Below are 16,002 nucleotides of genomic sequence, written 5' to 3' on the forward strand. Positions count from 1 at the left end.
CTTGGTATCACTGCCAAGCGGCCTTTTGCATTCCCGAATTCTTGTGGATAGAAGATGGGTGCAAAGCAGGCTAATTATTATGTGCTGAAAAAAGGCAAAACCGTCATGTCGTTCTAATACTAAGGTCGTCTGGAACCAGTTCCGTAGCCGCATAGAGTGGATAACGTTCCAACTTCATCTGTGCTGCGAGGATAAAAACAATGAACGACAGCATTTACCTCTCGATTCAAAACAGCCCGCGCTTCAAGGAGCTGGTTAGTAAGCGAGAAAAGTTCGCCTGGATTCTTTCGGCGATCATGCTTGGGCTTTACTCCGGATTCATCCTTTTGATTGCTTACGGGCCGCATATTCTGGGGGCGAAAATCAGCCCAGAGTCTTCGATTACCTGGGGGATACCGATTGGTGTCGGGCTGATTCTCTCGGCCTTTATCCTGACTGCAATCTACGTACGACGCGCTAATGGCGAATTCGACGACCTGAACAATCTGATTCTCAAGGAGGCTCAGCAATGATCCGGCGTCTAATGGCTCTATTGAGCATCGCAGCCTTTGCACCTGGCGCCTGGGCAGGTGAAGCCCTGACCGGCGAAGTGCATAAGCAACCGCTCAACGTTTCCGCGATCCTGATGTTCGTCGCGTTCGTTGGTCTGACCCTGTGCATCACCTACTGGGCCTCCAAGCGCAACAATTCGGCGGCTGACTACTATGCGGCGGGTGGCAAGATCACCGGCTTCCAGAACGGTCTGGCGATTGCCGGTGACTACATGTCGGCGGCGTCCTTCCTGGGTATTTCCGCCCTGGTGTTCACCTCCGGTTACGACGGCCTGATCTACTCGATCGGCTTCCTGGTGGGCTGGCCGATCATTCTGTTCCTGATCGCCGAGCGCCTGCGTAACCTGGGTAAATACACCTTTGCCGACGTGGCGTCCTACCGCCTTGGGCAAACCCAGATCCGCACGCTGTCCGCTTGCGGTTCGCTGGTGGTGGTGGCGTTCTACCTGATCGCGCAAATGGTTGGTGCCGGCAAGCTGATCCAGCTGCTGTTCGGTCTCGACTACTACGTTGCCGTGATCCTGGTCGGTATTCTGATGTGCATGTACGTGTTGTTCGGCGGCATGTTGGCGACTACTTGGGTGCAGATCATCAAGGCAGTGTTGCTGCTGTCCGGTGCTTCGTTCATGGCGCTGATGGTCATGAAGCATGTCAACTTCGACTTCAGCTTGCTGTTTTCCGAGGCGATCAAGGTTCACCCTAAAGGTGAAGCGATCATGAGCCCGGGCGGTTTGGTGAAAGATCCGGTTTCGGCATTCTCGCTTGGCCTGGCACTGATGTTCGGTACCGCTGGCCTGCCGCACATTCTGATGCGCTTCTTCACCGTGAGTGACGCGAAGGAAGCTCGCAAGAGCGTGCTGTATGCAACCGGCTTCATTGGTTACTTCTACATCCTGACGTTCATCATCGGCTTCGGCGCGATCCTGCTGGTCAGCACCAACCCTGCCTTTAAAGATGCTGCTGGCGCGCTGTTGGGCGGCAACAACATGGCGGCGGTGCACCTGGCTAACGCGGTCGGTGGCAGTATCTTCCTGGGCTTCATCTCGGCGGTGGCGTTCGCGACCATTCTGGCAGTTGTTGCCGGTCTGACTCTTGCGGGTGCTACAGCGGTGTCCCACGACCTTTACGCCAGCGTGATCAAGAAGGGCAAGGCCAACGACAAGGATGAGATCCGCGTCTCTAAGATCACCACTGTCTGTTTGGGTGTGTTGGCGATCGGTCTGGGCATTCTGTTCGAAAGCCAGAACATCGCGTTCATGGTAGGCCTGGCGTTCTCCATCGCGGCGAGCTGTAACTTCCCGGTGCTGCTGCTTTCCATGTACTGGAAGAAGCTGACCACACGTGGTGCGATGATCGGTGGCTGGTTGGGTCTGATCAGTGCCGTTGGTTTGATGGTCCTTGGGCCAACCATTTGGGTGCAGATCCTGCATCACGAGAAGGCTATCTTCCCGTATGAGTACCCGGCGCTGTTCTCCATGGCCATTGCGTTTGTCGGGATCTGGTTCTTCTCGATCACTGACAAGTCGACGGCTGGCGCTAACGAGCGGGCGCTGTTCTTCCCTCAGTTTGTTCGTTCGCAGACTGGCTTGGGGGCGAGTGGGGCGGTTTCGCACTAAGGCTTCAGGTTTGTTTATATAAGCTGCGTTAAACAGAAATGCCCCGGTCGAGAGATTGGGGCATTTTTTTGTTGGGCGGTTTGGCGGGCGGTTTGATTGGCGAGCTAACGCTCGGCCTGTTGAGTGGTGAAGGGCGGGTGTACACCCATCCCCTGTAGGAGTTGTCGAGTGAAACGAGGCTGCGATCTTTTGATCTTGCTGTGGCTGTGGCGTTAGATCTTGATTCTGCTTTTGATCTCTCGCCCCTTCGGCAGGCCGAGCGTAGGTGTTCATCAGGGGGTTAGGCGCGTAGCGCCGTGCGGCGAAGCCGCACACATCGAGAGGAGGTCGTCGCGAAGCAGACCGTAGGCGATGCCCCCTGATGGGCACCGTAGCGAGGGAACACTGAGCTTTAGCGAAGTGCCGTACGCCGGGGCGAAGCCTTTTGGTTACTTTTTGGCGTTTGAAAAAGGGACTCGCTGTAAAAGCGAAACCAAATCCGCCGTTACCGCAGCAATGGATATGTACACGACCAAAGACCCAGTCGGCCCCAAGGCCGCTGAGACCGCACAAACAAAAACGGCCTCTATATAAATAGAGGCCGTTCCCGGTGCAACTCAAGACGTTATCGCAAGACAGGTCTTATTTGCGGTCTTCCAGCTTGGTGATATCACGCGACTCGTAGCCAGTGTACAGCTGGCGCGGACGGCCAATCTTGTACGGGCTGGAGAGCATTTCTTTCCAGTGAGAGATCCAGCCGACAGTCCGCGCCAGGGCGAAGATCACGGTGAACATGCTGGTTGGAATGCCGATCGCCTTGAGGATGATCCCCGAGTAGAAGTCGACGTTCGGGTACAACGAGCGTTCGATGAAGTACGGGTCGGTCAGGGCGATCTCTTCCAGGCGCATGGCCAGTTCGAGTTGCGGATCGTTGGTGATGCCCAGTTCCTTCAGCACTTCGTCGCAGGTCTGCTTCATGACTGTTGCGCGTGGGTCGCGGTTTTTGTAAACCCGGTGACCGAAGCCCATCAGTTTGAACGGATCGTTCTTGTCCTTGGCCTTGGCGATGTACTTGTCGATGTTCGAAACATCGCCAATTTCGTCAAGCATGGTCAGAACAGCTTCGTTCGCGCCGCCGTGGGCAGGGCCCCACAGTGCAGCGATGCCGGCGGCGATACAGGCGAACGGGTTGGCACCCGAAGAGCCGGCCAGGCGTACGGTGGAAGTCGATGCGTTCTGCTCGTGGTCGGCATGGAGGATGAAGATCTTGTCCATGGCGTTGGCGAGCACCGGGCTGATCGGTTTGATCTCGCACGGGGTGTTGAACATCATGTGCAGGAAGTTTTCCGCGTACGTCAGGTCGTTGCGCGGGTACATCATGGGTTGGCCCATGGAGTACTTGTAAACCATCGCTGCCAGGGTCGGCATCTTGGCAACCAGACGGATCGCGGAGATTTCGCGATGCTGCGGGTTATTGATGTCCAGGGAGTCGTGGTAGAAGGCCGAGAGGGCGCCGACTACGCCGCACATGACGGCCATCGGGTGGGCGTCGCGACGGAAACCGTTGAAGAACGTCTTCAACTGCTCGTGAACCATGGTGTGGTTCTTTACGGTGCTGACGAACTGGGCCTTCTGTTCTGCGGTCGGCAATTCGCCGTTGAGCAGCAGATAGCAGGTTTCCAGGTAGTCCGACTTTTCAGCCAGCTGTTCGATCGGGTAGCCGCGGTGCAGCAAAATGCCGTTGTCGCCGTCGATATAGGTGATCTTCGACTCGCAGGAAGCTGTCGACATGAAACCAGGGTCAAAGGTGAAACGGCCCGTGGCCGTCAGGCCCCGAACATCGATAACATCGGGACCAACGGTGCCGGTTAAAATGGGCAGCTCGACGGGGGCTGCGCCCTCGATGATCAACTGCGCTTTTTTGTCAGCCATGTGGCCTCCTATTTATGCTTGAAATCATCAGACAGACCCCCCACGCAGGGCCCGCACCACTATAGTGAGATAAATTCGAATGTCAATTTGCCTAAAGTCTTGCTCCAGAAGGCTTTAACCGGACTTTTTCCTCGAAATTGACTGCCATTTACGCCTTTTATACGACTTGCGCAATGAGCTATTAGGGGAAGGCGATTGCGTTGTCATTAGTAGCCTAACTGTCTATACTCGGCCACCGACCGCCAGGGGCTTTTGGGCCTGCTTTATTGGGGGTCGCATCCCTGGGTGGTGGTTACCTGACCAGTGCACTCCCCAACAACTTTGCCCTGATTGTTAGGGGCTCTTCAGTGTGAAAAAAAAGCCGTGAAAAGCCAACGACCTGTAAACCTAGACCTAAGGACCATCAAACTCCCCATCACCGGCGTTACGTCGTTTCTTCACCGTGTTTCCGGCATCATTCTCTTCCTGGGCCTTGGCTTCATGCTTTATGCATTGGGCAAGTCTTTGGGTTCCGAGGAAGGTTTTGCCGAGGTGAAGGCATGCTTGACCAGCCCGCTGGCCAAGTTCGTAGCATGGGGCCTCCTGTCCGCTCTGCTGTATCACCTGGTAGCCGGTGTGCGCCACTTGATCATGGACATGGGCATCGGTGAGACGCTGGAAGGCGGCCGCCTGGGCTCGAAAATTATCATCGCCGTTTCCGTGGTGTTGATCGTTCTGGCAGGAGTTTGGATATGGTAACCAGCGTTACGAACCTTTCGCGTTCCGGTCTTTATGACTGGATGGCGCAACGTGTGTCTGCGGTCGTTCTCGCGGCTTATTTCATCTTCCTGATCGGATACCTTGCAGCGAACCCGGGCATTGGCTATGACCAATGGCATGGCCTGTTCGCCCACAACGGGATGCGTATCTTCAGTCTGCTGGCCCTTGTGGCCCTGGGCGCTCACGCCTGGGTCGGCATGTGGACCATCGCGACCGACTACCTGACGCCAATGGCGCTGGGCAAGTCCGCGACTGCAGTACGTTTCCTTTTCCAGGCAGTATGCGGCGTTGCGATGTTCGCTTACTTCGTCTGGGGTGTGCAGATTCTCTGGGGTATCTGATTCATGGCTAACATTCCAACGATTTCTTTCGACGCCATCATTATTGGTGGTGGCGGTGCCGGCATGCGCGCAGCGCTGCAACTGGCACAGGGCGGTCACAAGACTGCCGTAATCACCAAGGTTTTCCCGACCCGTTCGCACACTGTGTCCGCTCAGGGTGGCATTACCTGCGCGATCGCTTCGGCTGATCCGAACGATGACTGGCGCTGGCACATGTACGATACCGTCAAGGGTTCCGACTACATCGGTGACCAGGACGCTATCGAATACATGTGTCAGGAAGGCCCGGCTGCGGTATTTGAACTGGACCACATGGGTCTGCCGTTCTCCCGTACCGAACAAGGTCGTATCTACCAGCGTCCATTCGGCGGTCAGTCGAAGGATTACGGTAAAGGTGGCCAGGCTGCCCGTACCTGCGCCGCCTCCGACCGTACCGGTCACGCGCTGCTGCACACGCTTTATCAGGGCAACCTGAAAGCCGGCACCACGTTCCTGAACGAGTACTACGCTGTTGATCTGGTGAAAAACCAGGACGGCGCATTCGTCGGCGTGATCGCCATCTGCATCGAAACCGGTGAAACCAGCTACATCCGCGCCAAGGCCACCGTTCTGGCCACTGGCGGTGCCGGTCGTATCTACTCGTCCACCACCAACGCCTTGATCAACACCGGTGACGGCGTCGGCATGGCTCTGCGTGCTGGCGTGCCGGTGCAAGACATCGAAATGTGGCAGTTCCACCCGACCGGCATCGCCGGCGCTGGTGTACTGGTTACTGAAGGCTGCCGTGGTGAAGGTGGTTACCTCATCAACAAGCACGGCGAGCGTTTCATGGAGCGCTACGCTCCGAACGCCAAAGACCTTGCCGGTCGTGACGTTGTTGCCCGCTCGATGGTTAAAGAAATCATCGCCGGTAACGGTTGCGGTCCGAATGGCGACCACGTACTGCTCAAGCTCGACCACCTGGGCGAGGAAGTGCTGCACAGCCGTCTGCCAGGCATCTGCGAACTGTCCAAGACGTTTGCTCACGTTGACCCGGTGGTTGCTCCGGTTCCGGTCGTTCCGACTTGCCACTATATGATGGGCGGCGTTCCGACCAACATTCATGGCCAGGCGATCACCCAGGATGCCGAAGGCGTCGACACCATCATCCCTGGCCTGTTCGCAGTGGGTGAAGTGGCTTGCGTATCGGTTCACGGTGCCAACCGTCTGGGCGGCAACTCGTTGCTCGACCTGGTTGTGTTCGGTCGTGCGGCTGGTCTGCACCTGGAAAAAGCGCTGACTGAAGGCATCGAATACGATGACGCCACCGACGCCAACATTGAAACGGCCCTGGCCCGTCTGTCCGCTCTGAACGAGCGTACCGATGGCGAAGACGTGGCAACCCTGCGTCGCGAGCTGCAAAACTGCATGCAGAACTACTTCGGTGTATTCCGTACTGGCGAATACATGCAGAAGGGTATTGCCCAGCTGGCTGACCTGCGCGTGCGTATCGCCAACGTCAAGATCAACGATAAGTCGCAGGCGTTCAACACTGCGCGTATCGAAGCGCTGGAACTGCAGAACCTGCTGGAAGTGGCCGAAGCCACCGCCATCGCTGCAGAGATCCGCAAAGAGTCCCGCGGCGCTCACGCCCGTGAAGACTTCGAAGAACGCGACGACGAAAACTGGCTGTGCCACACACTGTTCTTCCCGGGTGACAAGCGCGTGACCAAGCGTGCTGTGAACTTCTCGCCGAAGACTGTTCCGACTTTTGAACCTAAGATTCGGACTTATTAAGGGTGGCCGCCATGTTGAAAGTCAGTGTTTATCGCTACAACCCTGATCAGGACGCTGCGCCGTTCATGCAGGAATTTTCGGTCGATACCGGTGGTAAAGACCTGATGGTGCTGGACGTGCTGGCCCTGATCAAAGAGCAGGACGAAGGTTTCTCCTATCGTCGCTCTTGCCGTGAAGGTGTTTGCGGTTCCGACGGCATGAACATCAACGGTAAAAACGGTCTGGCGTGCGTCACGCCGCTGTCTGCCGTCGTAAAAGGTAACAAGCTGATCGTTCGTCCTCTGCCAGGTTTGCCGGTTATCCGTGACCTGGTCGTCGATATGAGCATCTTCTACAAGCAATACGAAAAGGTTAAGCCATACCTGCAGAACGACACGCCGGCTCCGGCCATCGAACGTCTGCAGACCCCTGAAGAGCGTGAAAAGCTCGACGGTCTGTACGAGTGCATCCTGTGCGCTTGCTGCTCGACCTCTTGCCCGTCCTTCTGGTGGAACCCGGACAAGTTCCTGGGTCCAGCTGCTCTGCTGCAAGCGTATCGCTTCCTGGCAGACAGCCGTGACACCAAGACTGCCGAGCGTCTGGCTTCACTGGATGACCCGTTCAGCGTATTCCGCTGCCGCGGGATCATGAACTGCGTCAACGTCTGCCCGAAAGGCCTGAACCCGACTAAGGCCATCGGTCACATTCGTAACATGCTTCTGCAAAGCGGCGTGTGATTCAGCTGTAGTACCCGCAAGACCGCTGTACCCGTAGATGCTACGGCGCAGGCTTCAACCGGCGCCGTAGTCTTAACCTGAGCAGCAGCTTATAAGGCTGCGGCTCTTATTTTGAAGAAATGAGACAAGCAGGGGCATCCGGGCTGGTACCCGGACTATCAGCGTGATCCTAAGTGGCTTGTTTTAGTCGCTGCATTCGGACTTCTGCAAGCGTGCTCGGTGTCGACGCCGGTGGTGTTCCCCTAACCGAGGGTGACCAAGCATGCAAGAAAGCGTGATGCAGCGCATGTGGAACAGCGCCTACCTATCCGGTAGTAACGCTGCCTATGTGGAAGAGCTCTATGAGCTCTACCTGCACGACCCTAACGCTGTGCCAGAAGAGTGGCGCACCTACTTTCAGAAGTTGCCTGCTGACGGCAACACTGCCACCGATGTTTCGCACTCCACAATTCGCGATCATTTCGTCTTGCTGGCAAAGAACCAGCGCCGCGCCCAACCGGTTTCCGCCGGCAGCGTGAGCAGTGAGCACGAGAAGAAGCAAGTTGAAGTGCTGCGATTGATCCAGGCCTACCGTATGCGTGGCCACCAGGCAGCCCAGCTTGACCCGCTGGGGCTGTGGCAGCGTCCTGCACCTGCAGACCTGTCGATCAATCACTACGGCTTGACCAATGCCGATCTTGATACGACCTTCCGTGCCGGCGACCTGTTCATCGGCAAAGAGGAGGCGAGCCTACGCGAAATTCACGAAGCGTTGCAGCAGACATATTGCCGCACCATCGGCGCTGAATTTACGCATATCACCGATTCCGAGCAGCGCCAGTGGTTCCAGCAGCGTCTGGAAAGCGTGCGCGGCCGTCCTACGTACTCCGCCGACATCAAGAGCCACCTGCTCGAGCGCGTCACCGCCGGCGAAGGTCTGGAAAAATACCTGGGTACCAAATACCCGGGTACCAAGCGTTTCGGTCTGGAAGGCGGCGAGAGCCTGATTCCGATGCTCGACGAGCTGATCCAGCGTTCCGGTTCCTACGGCACCAAGGAAATCGTCATCGGCATGGCCCACCGTGGTCGTCTGAACGTGCTGGTCAACACCTTCGGCAAGAACCCGCGCGAGCTGTTCGACGAGTTTGAAGGCAAGAAGAAGGTCGAGCTGGGTTCCGGTGACGTTAAATATCACCAGGGCTTCTCGTCCAACGTCATGACCACTGGTGGTGAAGTTCACCTCGCGATGGCGTTCAACCCGTCCCACCTGGAAATCGTTTCCCCGGTGGTCGAAGGTTCGGTTCGCGCCCGTCAGGATCGTCGTAACGACCCTACCGGCGAGAAGGTTCTGCCGATTTCCATCCACGGTGACGCGGCATTCGCCGGTCAGGGTGTGGTCATGGAAACCTTCCAGATGTCGCAGACCCGCGGTTTCAAGACCGGCGGCACCGTGCACATCGTGATCAACAACCAGGTCGGTTTCACCATCAGCAACCCGCTGGACTCGCGTTCCACCGAGTACGCGACCGACGTTGCGAAGATGATCCAGGCGCCGATCCTCCATGTGAATGGTGATGATCCGGAAGCCGTGTTGTTCGTGACCCAGCTGGCCATCGACTACCGCATGCAGTTCAAGCGTGACGTGGTAATCGACCTGGTCTGCTACCGTCGTCGTGGCCACAACGAGGCCGACGAGCCAAGCGGCACCCAGCCGATCATGTATCAGCAGATCACCAAACAGCGCACCACCCGTGAGCTGTATGCCGATCGTCTGACTCAAGGCGGTGTGCTGGACGCAGAGCGTGTTCAGGCGAAAGTCGACGAATACCGCAATGCGCTGGACAACGGTCTGCATGTTGTAAAAAGCCTGGTCAAAGAGCCGAACAAAGAGTTGTTCGTGGACTGGCGTCCGTATCTGGGCCACGCCTGGACCGCGCGTCACGACACTCGCTTCGATCTGAAAACCTTGCAGGAACTGTCCGCCAAGCTGCTGGAAATTCCGGATGGCTTCGTGGTTCAGCGCCAGGTCTCGAAAATCTACGAAGACCGTCAGAAAATGCAAGCCGGCGGCCTGCCGATCAACTGGGGTTACGCCGAAACCATGGCGTACGCGACCCTGGCGTTCGAAGGTCACCCGATTCGCATGACGGGTCAGGACATCGGTCGCGGTACGTTCTCGCACCGTCACGCTGTCTTGCACAACCAGAAAGACGCGGGTACCTACGTCCCGCTGCAAAACCTGTACAAGGGCCAGCCACGTTTCGACCTGTACGATTCGTTCCTGTCCGAAGAAGCCGTGTTGGCGTTCGAATACGGTTACTCGACCACCACGCCTGAGGCGCTGGTGATCTGGGAAGCCCAGTTCGGCGACTTCGCCAACGGTGCCCAGGTGGTTATCGACCAGTTCATCACCAGTGGCGAGCACAAGTGGGGCCGTCTCTGCGGTCTGACCATGCTGCTGCCGCACGGTTATGAAGGTCAGGGGCCGGAGCACTCTTCGGCTCGTCTGGAGCGTTACCTGCAACTGTGCGCCGAGCACAACATTCAGGTAGCCGTACCGACTACGCCGGCTCAGATCTACCACTTGCTGCGTCGTCAGGTGATTCGCCCGCTGCGCAAGCCGTTGATCGTTCTGACTCCGAAGTCGCTGTTGCGTCACAAACTGGCCATCTCGACCCTGGAAGATCTGGCCGAAGGTTCGTTCCAGACCGTTATCCCGGAAATCGATGTTCAAGACCCGAAAAAGGTCGAGCGCATTGTTCTGTGTAGCGGCAAGGTCTACTACGACCTGCTGGAAAAACGCCGTGCCGAAGGTCGTGACGACATCGCCGTCGTGCGTATCGAGCAGCTGTACCCATTCCCTGAGGACGACTTGAACGAAGTCCTGGCTCCGTACACCAACCTCAAACATATCGTTTGGTGTCAGGAAGAGCCGATGAACCAGGGTGCCTGGTACTGCAGCCAACACCACATGCGCCGCATCGTTGGCAATCACAACAAGTCTCTCGTACTCGAGTACGCGGGCCGTGATGCTTCTGCTGCACCTGCTTGTGGTTATGCATCGATGCACGCTGAGCAGCAGGAAAAACTGCTGCAAGACGCCTTTACTGTTTAACGCCTTCGCGCACCTGAAACCGAATTTAAGGACCCACAGATAATGGCTATCGAAATCAAAGCCCCCACTTTCCCGGAATCGGTTGCCGATGGCACCGTTGCCACCTGGCACAAAAAGCCGGGCGACGCCGTCAAGCGCGATGACCTGATCGTCGACATCGAAACTGACAAAGTCGTATTGGAAGTGTTGGCCACCGCTGATGGCGTGCTGGGCGCGATCGTCAAGAACGAAGGCGACGTCGTTCTGTCCGACGAAGTCCTGGGCTCCATCGAAGCGGGCGGCGCTGCTGCCGCTCCAGCTGCTGCCGCTGCTCCGGCCGCTGCACAAGCTGCTGCTCCAGCCGCTGAAGGCGAAGATGATCCTGTTGCTGCACCGGCTGCTCGCAAGCTGGCTGAAGAAAACGGTATCAACATCGCTTCCGTTGCCGGCACTGGCAAAGGCGGTCGCGTGACCAAGGAAGACGTTGTTGCCGCTGTAGCTGCCAAGAAAGCCGCTCCGGCTGCCGCGCCTGCCAAGGCTGCTGCTCCTGCCGCTGCTGCTCCAGTGTTCGCTGCCGGCGATCGCATCGAGAAGCGCGTACCGATGACCCGCGTACGGGCCACCGTCGCCAAGCGTCTGGTTGAAGCTCAATCGAACATGGCAATGCTGACCACTTTCAACGAAGTCGACATGACCGAAGTCATGGCCCTGCGTTCGAAGTACAAGGACCTGTTCGAGAAGTCCCACAATGGCGTGCGCCTGGGCTTCATGTCGTTCTTCGTCAAGGCTGCCACCGAAGCGCTGAAACGCTACCCTGCGGTCAACGCTTCGATCGACGGTGCTGACATCGTTTACCACGGCTACGCTGACGTCGGTGTTGCTGTTTCCAGCGACCGCGGCCTGGTTGTTCCGGTTCTGCGTAACGCCGAACTGATGAGCCTGGCTGAAATCGAAGGCGGCATCGCCACCTTCGGCAAGAAGGCTCGTGACGGCAAACTGTCGATGGACGAGATGACCGGCGGTACGTTCACCATCACCAACGGTGGTACTTTCGGTTCGATGATGTCGACCCCGATCGTCAACCCGCCGCAAGCGGCCATCCTGGGCATGCACAACATTCTGCAGCGTCCTATGGCGATCAACGGTCAGGTTGTTATCCGTCCGATGATGTACCTCGCTCTGTCCTACGATCACCGTCTGATCGATGGCAAAGAAGCTGTGACCTTCCTGGTTACCATCAAGAACCTGCTGGAAGACCCGGCTCGTTTGCTGCTGGATATCTGATTTCGTTGCACGGGCCGTCCAGTGATGGACGGCCCTCCTGTAATGACCAGCTTCGTCCCACGACGGTCCTCAAAAGGGCCCGTCCGGTTTGATTCGAGAAGGAATGACACATGACTCAGAAATTCGACGTGGTAGTGATTGGCGCGGGCCCTGGCGGCTACGTGGCTGCCATTAAAGCAGCGCAACTGGGCCTCTCCACTGCCTGCATCGAGAAATACACCGACAAGGAAGGCAAACTGGCCCTCGGCGGTACTTGCCTGAACGTCGGCTGCATTCCATCCAAGGCGCTGCTGGACAGTTCCTGGAAATACAAGGAAGCCAAAGAAGGCTTCGCGATCCACGGTATCAATCACGCTGGCGTGACCATGGACGTGGCGGCAATGGTTGGCCGTAAAGCCAACATCGTCAAAGGCCTGACCTCTGGCGTTGCCACCCTGTTCAAGGCGAACGGCGTCACTTCCCTGCAAGGCCACGGCAAACTGCTGGCCGGCAAGAAAGTCGAGCTGACCAAGCCAGACGGCACCGTCGAAATCATCGAAGCCGAGAACGTGATTCTGGCTTCGGGCTCGCGTCCGATCGACATTCCACCAGCTCCGGTTGACCAGAACGTGATCGTCGATTCGACGGGCGCACTGGAATTCCAATCGGTACCTAAGCGTCTGGGCGTGATCGGCGCTGGCGTGATCGGTCTGGAACTGGGTTCGGTCTGGTCCCGTCTGGGTTCCGAAGTGGTTGTTCTGGAAGCGCTGGAGAAGTTCCTGCCAGCGGCTGACGACGCTGTTTCCAAAGAAGCCTACAAAACCCTGACCAAACAAGGTCTGGACATCAAGCTGGGCGCTCGCGTCACCGGTTCCAAAGTGAACGGCAACGAAGTTGTCGTGAACTACACCGATGCCAACGGCGAACAGAACATCACGTTCGACAAGCTGATCGTTGCCGTTGGTCGCCGTCCGGTGACCACCGAGCTGCTGGCAGCTGACAGCGGTGTGAACATCGACGAACGTGGCTTCGTTTTCGTTGACGACCAGTGCGCCACCAGCGTTCCGGGCGTTTTCGCGATCGGCGACGTGGTTCGCGGCATGATGCTGGCGCACAAGGCGTCCGAAGAAGGCATCATGGTGGTTGAGCGCATCAAGGGCCACAAAGCCCAAATCAACTATGACCTGATCCCGTCTGTTATTTATACTCACCCGGAAATCGCGTGGGTCGGCAAAACCGAGCAGGCCTTGAAGGCTGAAGGCGTTGAAGTTAACGTTGGCACCTTCCCGTTCGCAGCCAGTGGCCGTGCCATGGCAGCCAACGATACCGGCGGTTTTGTGAAAGTCATTGCTGACGCCAAGACTGACCGCGTATTGGGCGTCCACGTGATTGGCCCGAGCGCTGCAGAACTGGTTCAGCAGGGCGCGATCGGTATGGAATTCGGCACCAGCGCTGAAGACCTGGGCATGATGGTTTTCTCCCATCCGACCCTGTCCGAAGCCTTGCACGAAGCAGCTCTGGCTGTGAATGGCGGCGCCATCCACATTGCCAACCGCAAGAAGCGTTAAGACAAGACAATAAGAAACCACGGCGGAAGGCCCGTCGTGAGCCTTGCGTGCAAGACTCACCGCGGAATGTCCGCCGGACGCAGCCTTGCGTAGTCTCACCGGTTATCCGGAACACCTACGCAAGCAGCAGTCACAGGTGGTGCGGCACTTGAACAAGTGCAGCACCGAATGCGCAGTACCTAACGAAGACGGTAATAAGCATGAATCTTCACGAGTATCAGGGTAAGCAGCTGTTCGCTGAATACGGCCTGCCAGTATCCCAGGGTTTCGCCGTAGACACCCCGGAAGCAGCAGCAGAAGCGTGCGACAAAATCGGCGGGACCGAATGGGTTGTCAAAGCCCAGGTTCACGCAGGTGGTCGCGGTAAAGCGGGCGGCGTTAAGCTGGTTCGCAGCAAAGAAGACGCCAAAGCATTCGCTCAACAGTGGTTGGGCAAGCGTCTGGTGACTTACCAGACTGATGCCAATGGTCAGCCAGTCACCAAGATCCTGGTTGAATCGTGCACTGATATCGCTAAAGAGCTGTACCTGGGCGCTGTCGTTGACCGTTCGAGCCGTCGCATCGTGTTCATGGCTTCCACCGAAGGTGGCGTGGACATCGAGAAAATCGCTCACGACACCCCTGAGAAAATCCTCAAGGCCACTATCGATCCACTGGTTGGCGCTCAGCCATTCCAGGGTCGCGAGCTGGCATTCCAGCTGGGCCTGGAAGGCAAGCAAGTTGCTCAGTTCGCCAAGATCTTCGTAGGTCTGGCCAAGCTGTTCAAGGATCACGACCTGGCTCTGCTGGAAGTGAACCCGCTGGTGATCAAGGCTGACGGCGATCTGCATTGCCTCGACGCCAAGATCAACATCGACGCCAACGCCATGTACCGTCAGCCTAAGCTGAAGACTTTCCACGATCCGTCGCAAGACGATCCGCGCGAAGCGCACGCTGCCAAGTTCGAACTGAACTACGTAGCGCTGGAAGGCAACATCGGTTGCATGGTCAACGGTGCTGGCCTGGCCATGGGTACCATGGACATCGTCAACCTGCATGGCGGCAAACCAGCCAACTTCCTCGACGTGGGCGGCGGTGCTACCAAAGAACGCGTTACCGAAGCGTTCAAGATCATCCTGTCCGACACTAACGTCGCTGCAGTATTGGTCAACATCTTCGGCGGCATCGTTCGTTGCGACATGATTGCCGAAGGCATCATCGGCGCTGTGAAAGAAGTCGGCGTGAAAATCCCGGTTGTTGTTCGCCTTGAAGGCAACAACGCTGAGCTGGGCGCTAAAGTACTGGCAGAAAGCGGTTTGAACATCATCGCTGCTACCAGCCTGACCGACGCTGCTCAACAAGTTGTCAAAGCTGCGGAGGGCAAATAATGAGCGTCCTGATCAATAAAGACACCAAAGTTATCTGCCAGGGTATTACCGGTTCGCAAGGTAGTTTCCACACCCAGCAAGCCATCGAGTACGGCACCAAGATGGTTGGTGGTGTAACTCCAGGCAAAGGCGGCACCGAGCACCTGGGTCTGCCAGTGTTCAACACCGTGAAAGACGCTGTAGCTGCCACTGGCGCCACCGCCAGCGTGATCTACGTTCCAGCTCCTTTCTGCAAGGACTCCATCCTGGAGGCAGCATTCGGCGGCATCAAGCTGATCGTTTGCATCACTGAAGGCATTCCTACCCTGGACATGCTGGATGCCAAGGTCAAGTGCGACGAACTGGGCGTAGTCCTGATCGGTCCTAACTGCCCAGGCGTGATCACTCCAGGCGAATGCAAGATCGGCATCATGCCAGGTCACATTCACTTGCCAGGCAAGGTCGGTATCGTTTCCCGTTCCGGCACCCTGACCTACGAAGCTGTTAAGCAGACTACTGACGCCGGTTTCGGTCAGTCGACTTGCGTCGGCATCGGTGGTGACCCGATCCCGGGTTCGAACTTCATCGACATCCTTAAGCTGTTCCAGGAAGACCCGAAGACCGAAGCGATCGTGATGATCGGTGAGATCGGCGGTTCGGCTGAAGAAGAAGCGGCTGCCTACATCAAGGCACACGTGACCAAGCCGGTTGTTTCCTACATCGCTGGTGTGACTGCCCCTGCGGGCAAGCGCATGGGCCATGCTGGCGCAATCATCTCTGGCGGCAAAGGCACTGCAGACGAGAAGTTTGCTGCCCTGGAAGACGCAGGCGTTAAAACCGTGCGTTCGCTGGCAGACATCGGCAAGGCTTTGTCCGAGCTGACCGGTTGGGCGATCAAGTAAGCCTCGCGCTTATCTGACGCTTCACCAAACAAAGGCCACCTTCGGGTGGCCTTTGTCGTTTCTGGGGTTTGTACTGGGCCTTTGTGGCGAGGGGATTTATCCCCGTTCGGCTGCGCAGCAGTCGTAAAACCATCGCATGCGGTGCATCTGATACACCTCGGATGCAGGTTTTAGGATCGC

General features: G+C 57.3%; 12 protein-coding genes. 11 read left to right on the forward strand and 1 reads right to left on the reverse strand.

The features are described from left to right. Positions 1-200 precede the first annotated feature (200 nt). Together ACMXYJ_RS10170 and ACMXYJ_RS10175 are read left to right on the forward strand one after the other, a co-directional pair. Positions 201-512 (forward strand): DUF485 domain-containing protein, encoded by a 312-nt coding sequence (locus ACMXYJ_RS10170; protein WP_059407499.1) that lies wholly within the window; start codon positions 201-203, stop codon positions 510-512. Then, a complete protein-coding gene (locus ACMXYJ_RS10175) occupies positions 509-2,167 on the forward strand; it encodes a cation acetate symporter (protein WP_415759699.1) in 1,659 nt (552 codons plus the stop codon). The genes ACMXYJ_RS10170 and ACMXYJ_RS10175 overlap by 4 nt, the downstream gene beginning before the upstream one ends. A 621-nt stretch (positions 2,168-2,788) precedes the next feature. Here ACMXYJ_RS10175 and gltA read toward each other — a convergent pair. Continuing rightward, the gene (gene gltA / locus ACMXYJ_RS10180; protein ID WP_008148584.1) at positions 2,789-4,078 is read right to left on the reverse strand and encodes a citrate synthase; all 1,290 of its coding nucleotides are present in this window, start codon (positions 4,076-4,078) and stop codon (positions 2,789-2,791) included. A 363-nt stretch (positions 4,079-4,441) separates the two neighbouring features. On the opposite strand from gltA, the gene sdhC reads away from it, so the two are divergent. The 9 genes from sdhC to sucD all read left to right on the forward strand — a co-directional run bounded on the left by sdhC (position 4,442) and on the right by sucD (position 15,822). Further along, a complete protein-coding gene (gene sdhC / locus ACMXYJ_RS10185; RefSeq protein WP_015096190.1) occupies positions 4,442-4,816 on the forward strand; it encodes a succinate dehydrogenase, cytochrome b556 subunit in 375 nt (124 codons plus the stop codon). Continuing rightward, a complete protein-coding gene (gene sdhD / locus ACMXYJ_RS10190) occupies positions 4,810-5,178 on the forward strand; it encodes a succinate dehydrogenase, hydrophobic membrane anchor protein (RefSeq protein WP_007977503.1) in 369 nt (122 codons plus the stop codon). Before sdhC ends, sdhD begins: the two co-directional genes overlap by 7 nt. A gap of 3 nt (positions 5,179-5,181) precedes the next feature. Next, positions 5,182-6,954: a succinate dehydrogenase flavoprotein subunit gene (gene sdhA, locus ACMXYJ_RS10195; protein WP_415759700.1), complete on the forward strand. Its 1,773-nt coding sequence runs from the start codon at positions 5,182-5,184 to the stop codon at positions 6,952-6,954. Between the two features lie 11 nt (positions 6,955-6,965). Continuing rightward, positions 6,966-7,670 (forward strand): succinate dehydrogenase iron-sulfur subunit, encoded by a 705-nt coding sequence (locus ACMXYJ_RS10200; protein ID WP_076031554.1) that lies wholly within the window; start codon positions 6,966-6,968, stop codon positions 7,668-7,670. Positions 7,671-7,932: 262 nt separating this feature from the next. Further along, a complete protein-coding gene (locus tag ACMXYJ_RS10205; protein ID WP_415759701.1) occupies positions 7,933-10,764 on the forward strand; it encodes a 2-oxoglutarate dehydrogenase E1 component in 2,832 nt (943 codons plus the stop codon). A gap of 42 nt (positions 10,765-10,806) precedes the next feature. Next, positions 10,807-12,027 (forward strand): 2-oxoglutarate dehydrogenase complex dihydrolipoyllysine-residue succinyltransferase, encoded by a 1,221-nt coding sequence (odhB, locus tag ACMXYJ_RS10210; protein WP_046048039.1) that lies wholly within the window; start codon positions 10,807-10,809, stop codon positions 12,025-12,027. Between the two features lie 110 nt (positions 12,028-12,137). After that, positions 12,138-13,574 (forward strand): dihydrolipoyl dehydrogenase, encoded by a 1,437-nt coding sequence (gene lpdA / locus ACMXYJ_RS10215; RefSeq protein ID WP_415759702.1) that lies wholly within the window; start codon positions 12,138-12,140, stop codon positions 13,572-13,574. 200 nt (positions 13,575-13,774) lie between these two features. Next, positions 13,775-14,941: an ADP-forming succinate--CoA ligase subunit beta gene (gene sucC, locus ACMXYJ_RS10220; RefSeq protein WP_008148602.1), complete on the forward strand. Its 1,167-nt coding sequence runs from the start codon at positions 13,775-13,777 to the stop codon at positions 14,939-14,941. Continuing rightward, positions 14,941-15,822: a succinate--CoA ligase subunit alpha gene (sucD, locus tag ACMXYJ_RS10225; RefSeq protein WP_008148605.1), complete on the forward strand. Its 882-nt coding sequence runs from the start codon at positions 14,941-14,943 to the stop codon at positions 15,820-15,822. The genes sucC and sucD overlap by 1 nt, the downstream gene beginning before the upstream one ends. Positions 15,823-16,002 lie beyond the last annotated feature (180 nt).

The sequence above is a fragment of the Pseudomonas arabinosi genome, from assembly GCF_047758675.1.
Classification (GTDB): domain Bacteria; phylum Pseudomonadota; class Gammaproteobacteria; order Pseudomonadales; family Pseudomonadaceae; genus Aquipseudomonas; species Aquipseudomonas arabinosi.